Below are 3,838 nucleotides of genomic sequence, written 5' to 3'. Positions count from 1 at the left end.
GGGGGCGGGCCCCCCCCCCCCCCCAACCCCCCCCCCCCTGTTCGCGGGGGGGGGCCTTTTGCCCGTACCCGGCGGGCTACTCGCCGGTACTCGTACCCACCAGTTCCGGTTCGTCCTGCGCGCCCTCGCGCCGGTTGCGCAGGATCGACGAGCCGAGCGCCAGCCCGATGAAGGCGACGCCGATCAGGCCGGTGACGATCTCCGGGATGTGGTACTTGATCCCGACCAGCAGGATCACCGAGAGCGCGCCGATCGCGTAGTGCGCGCCGTGCTCCAGGTAGACGTAGTCGTCCAGGGTGCCCTTGCGGACCAGGAAGACGGTCAGCGAGCGGATGTACATCGCGCCGATGCCCAGGCCCAGGGTGATCTGGAAGATGTCGCTGGAGATGGCGAACGCGCCGACCACGCCGTCGAAGGAGAACGAGGCGTCCAGGACCTCCAGGTAGAGGAAGAGGAAGAACGCGGCCTTGCCGCCGACCTGGAGGATCGACTTGCCGGACTTCTCGGCCGCTTCCTCGCGCTCGGCGTCCTCCTCCAGACCCGATTCGAAGATCGAGGAGAGGCCGCCGACCACGAGGTAGGTGATCAGGCCGAGGACACCGGCGAGCAGAACGGTTTCAGCGTGCTCCCCGGCGAAGAAGTTGGAGGCCAGCACCAGCACGACCAGTGCGACGACGCTGGAGAAGGCGTCCAGCTTGCCGACCTTCTCCAGCGGGCGCTCGATCCAGCCCAGCCAGTTGTGCTCCTTCTCGTCGTCGAACACGAAGTCGAGGAAGATCATGAGCAGGAAGACGCCGCCGAAGGCCGCGATGGCGGGGTTGGCCGCCTCCAGGTACTGGCCGTAGGTCAGGCCGTCGTGCGTCGCGTTGGAGTGCAGCGCGAGGTCGATGACCGTCGCGGGGTTGAGCTTCGCGGTGAGGCCGACCACCAGCAGCGGGAAGACCAGCCGCATGCCGAAGACGGCGATGAGCACGCCGACGGTCAGGAAGATCTTCTGCCAGTACGGGTTCATCCGCTTCAACACCGTGGCATTGACCACCGCGTTGTCGAACGACAGGGAGATCTCCAGGATGGAGAGGATCAGCACGATGCCGAATCCTTGGGCCCCCCAGAGCAGTCCGGCCGCGATCAGGCCTAGGACGGTGATCGCGAACGACCAGCCGAAAGTGCGGAGGAACACGGGACTTGGTTACCTTTCGGGTTTCGGGCCGTGCCGGGGGCGGCCTCGTCCCGAGACGCCCTGACCGGGCCGGGCCCGGTCAGGTCACCCCCGCACTGCCTTCTGTTCTCATGATCGTAGGTTGGGTGCGATTGTTCTGATTTTCGCCCTTACTGTACGTTTACGCCGAAGTCGAGGGCGATGCCGCGCAGGCCGGAGGCGTAGCCCTGGCCCACCGCGCGGAACTTCCACTCGCCCGCGTAGCGGTACAGCTCGCCGAAGATCATCGCGGTCTCGCTGGACGCGTCCTCGGACAGGTCGTAACGGGCGATCTCCTGGCCGTCGAGGGAGTTGGCGACCCGGATGTAGGCGTTGCGGACCTGCCCGAAGTTCTGCAGCCGCGCCTCGGCGTCGTAGATCGACACCGCGAAGACCACCTTGTCCGCCTGCGCCGGCACCAGGTCCAGGTTGACCAGGACCACCTCGTCGTCGCCGTCGTCCTCGCCGCCGGTGAGGTTGTCACCGGTGTGCTCGACCGAGCCCTCGGGGCTCTTGAGGTTGTTGTAGAAGACGAAGTACTCGTCACCGAGCACCCGGCCGCCACCACAGATCAGGGCGCTCGCATCGAGGTCGAACGGTGCGCCCGTGGTCGAACGGGCGGACCAGCCGAGGCCGATCTGGACCTGCGTCAGGTTCGGCGCGGCCTTGGTGAGCGAGACGTTCCCGCCCTTGGCGAGCGTGACCACCATGACTGTTCTTCCTCCCTTGCCTTCTCCCGGGGCGCGCCTACAAGGTGTAGTCCCCCACGGCCCGGGCCGGCCCCGTTTGGCCGGCTGAACTTCCTGAACTCACATCCTCGCAGCGCACGGAGCCGGCACGAAGCCGGGGCGGGGGGGGGGGGCGGGGCGGGGGGGGGGGGGGGCCCCCGCGGGGCCCCCCCCCCCCCCCCCCCCCACCGTCCCCCCCCGAGCCGGGGGCGCCCCCTCACACCCCCCGGTCCGGGGCCGCCCCGTACAAGGCTCCCGCGCCGGGCGACCGGCCGCCGTCCGGCGCCGTGTCGTGTCGTGTCGCCCGGTGTCGTCCGGCGCCGTCCGGTGTCGCCTGGTGTCGTCCGGTCAGACGTTGACGCCGAAGTCCTGGGCGATGCCGCGCAGGCCGGAGGCGTAGCCCTGGCCGATGGCCCGGAACTTCCACTCGGCGCCGTTGCGGTACAGCTCGCCGAAGACCATCGCGGTCTCGGTGGAGGCGTCCTCGGAGAGGTCGTAGCGGGCCAGCTCCGCGTTGTCGGCCTGGTTCACCACGCGGATGAACGCGTTGCGCACCTGGCCGAAGTTCTGTCCGCGGCTCTCGGCGTCGTAGATCGAGACCGGGAAGACGATCTTCTGCACGTCCGCCGGGACGCCGGCCAGGTTGACCTTGATCGCCTCGTCGTCGCCCTCGCCCTCGCCGGTGCGGTTGTCACCGGTGTGCTCGACGGAGCCGTCCGCGCTCTTCAGGTTGTTGAAGAAGACGAAGTTCCCGTCCGAGGCGACCTTGCCCTGCTCGTTGCAGAGCAGCGCGCTGGCGTCCAGGTCGAAGTCCGTCCCGGTGGTGGTCCGGACGTCCCAGCCCAGGCCGACGACCACGGCCGAAAGCCCCGGGGCCTCCTTGGTGAGCGAGACATTGCCGCCCTTGCTCAGGCTGACACCCACTTGTCCTCCAAGAATCGGGAGGCACGCCCTGGTGCCCCCGTGGTGCGGTTCGAGGCGCCGGCCGGCGAGCGGCTCACGTGCCCCACCCGACCAACGGACCGAGCGTAGTGCGCGGTTCCCGTCCGGACGTGCGAACGGGCCCGGCGCGGCTGTTCGAAGTTCGCGGGGCCGGGCCCGCGGCCACCGCCACGGGCCTCCACGCGGGGCCTCAGAGGGCGCCGAGGGCCTTCAGGTACTCCTGCTCGTCCCGGGCGTCCGGGAGGTCGTTGACGACGCTCCAGCGCACCGTGCCCGCCGTGTCGATCACGAAGGTGCCGCGCACGGGGCAGCCCTTCCGCTCGTCGAGGACGCCGTAGGCGCGGGCGACCTCGCCGTGCGGCCAGAAGTCGGCCAGCAGCGGGAACTCCAGGCCCTCGCGGTCGGCGAAGACGCGCTGGGTGAACTGCGAGTCGCAGGAGACGCCGAGCACCTGGACCCGGTCGTTCTGCAGCTGCGCCAGCTCCCGCTGGATGGCGCCGAGCTCGCCGGTGCAGACGCCGGTGAAGGAGAACGGGTAGAAGACCAGGACGACGTTCCGCTCGCCCCGGAAGTCGGAGAGGCGGACCGCTTCGCCGTGCTGGTTGTTGAGCTCGAAGTCCGGAGCCTCGGTGCCGACCTCGATGGCCATGAACGTGACCTTTCTGACGCGCCCGTGCCGCGCGGGCGGCGCGGCCAGCGCCATCCTCGCATCCGTTCGGGCACGTTCCGCCGAATGGATGAGGGCGGCACCCGCACGCTTCACCGCTTTCGCCCTGGGCGAACGCGTTTCCGGGCCGGCTCCGAGGCCGACGCGACCCCAGGTGAACACGCTCCGTGATGACACGGGCGGGCGCCGCCCCCGGTTCCGGACCCCGGAAAACGATCGGGGCCCCCGGGGGGGGTCCACCAGCGGGGCGCGGGGGGGGGGGGCCGAGCCCCCGCGCGCCGTTGCGCCCGCCCGGGGCGGGGT

4 protein-coding genes are annotated in these 3,838 nt (G+C 70.2%); all 4 read right to left on the bottom strand.

Annotated features, from left to right (window positions below; all coding sequences use genetic code 11):
• Window positions 1–76 precede the first annotated feature (76 nt).
• The 4 genes from ACFV61_RS07625 to ACFV61_RS07610 all read right to left on the bottom strand — a co-directional run bounded on the left by ACFV61_RS07625 (window position 77) and on the right by ACFV61_RS07610 (window position 3,517).
• On the bottom strand, window positions 77–1,180 hold the full coding sequence (locus ACFV61_RS07625) for a DUF475 domain-containing protein (protein WP_380431064.1): 1,104 nt from the start codon (window positions 1,178–1,180) through the stop codon (window positions 77–79).
• A 149-nt stretch (window positions 1,181–1,329) separates the two neighbouring features.
• Window positions 1,330–1,908 carry a TerD family protein gene (locus tag ACFV61_RS07620; RefSeq protein ID WP_063347439.1) on the bottom strand — a complete coding sequence of 193 codons (579 nt, stop codon included), beginning with the start codon at window positions 1,906–1,908 and terminating at the stop codon, window positions 1,330–1,332.
• A gap of 366 nt (window positions 1,909–2,274) precedes the next feature.
• On the bottom strand, window positions 2,275–2,850 hold the full coding sequence (locus ACFV61_RS07615; protein WP_063347440.1) for a TerD family protein: 576 nt from the start codon (window positions 2,848–2,850) through the stop codon (window positions 2,275–2,277).
• A 208-nt stretch (window positions 2,851–3,058) separates the two neighbouring features.
• Window positions 3,059–3,517: a peroxiredoxin gene (locus tag ACFV61_RS07610; RefSeq protein ID WP_063351080.1), complete on the bottom strand. Its 459-nt coding sequence runs from the start codon at window positions 3,515–3,517 to the stop codon at window positions 3,059–3,061.
• Window positions 3,518–3,838: the final 321 nt, after the last annotated feature.

The sequence above is a fragment of the Kitasatospora sp. NPDC059817 genome (genome assembly GCF_042731835.1).
In the GTDB taxonomy this organism is placed as follows: domain Bacteria; phylum Actinomycetota; class Actinomycetes; order Streptomycetales; family Streptomycetaceae; genus Kitasatospora.
The sequence above is the reverse complement of the archived record's forward strand: the minus strand, read 5'-3'. Positions and strand labels throughout refer to the sequence as shown.

Bases quoted from the DNA above. Each gene is read 5' to 3' on its own strand.
- ACFV61_RS07620 (WP_063347439.1), bottom strand. From the start codon at position 1,908: ATGGTGGTCACGCTCGCCAAGGGCGGGAACGTCTCGCTCACCAAGGCC.
- ACFV61_RS07610 (WP_063351080.1), bottom strand. From the start codon at position 3,517: ATGGCCATCGAGGTCGGCACCGAGGCTCCGGACTTCGAGCTCAACAAC.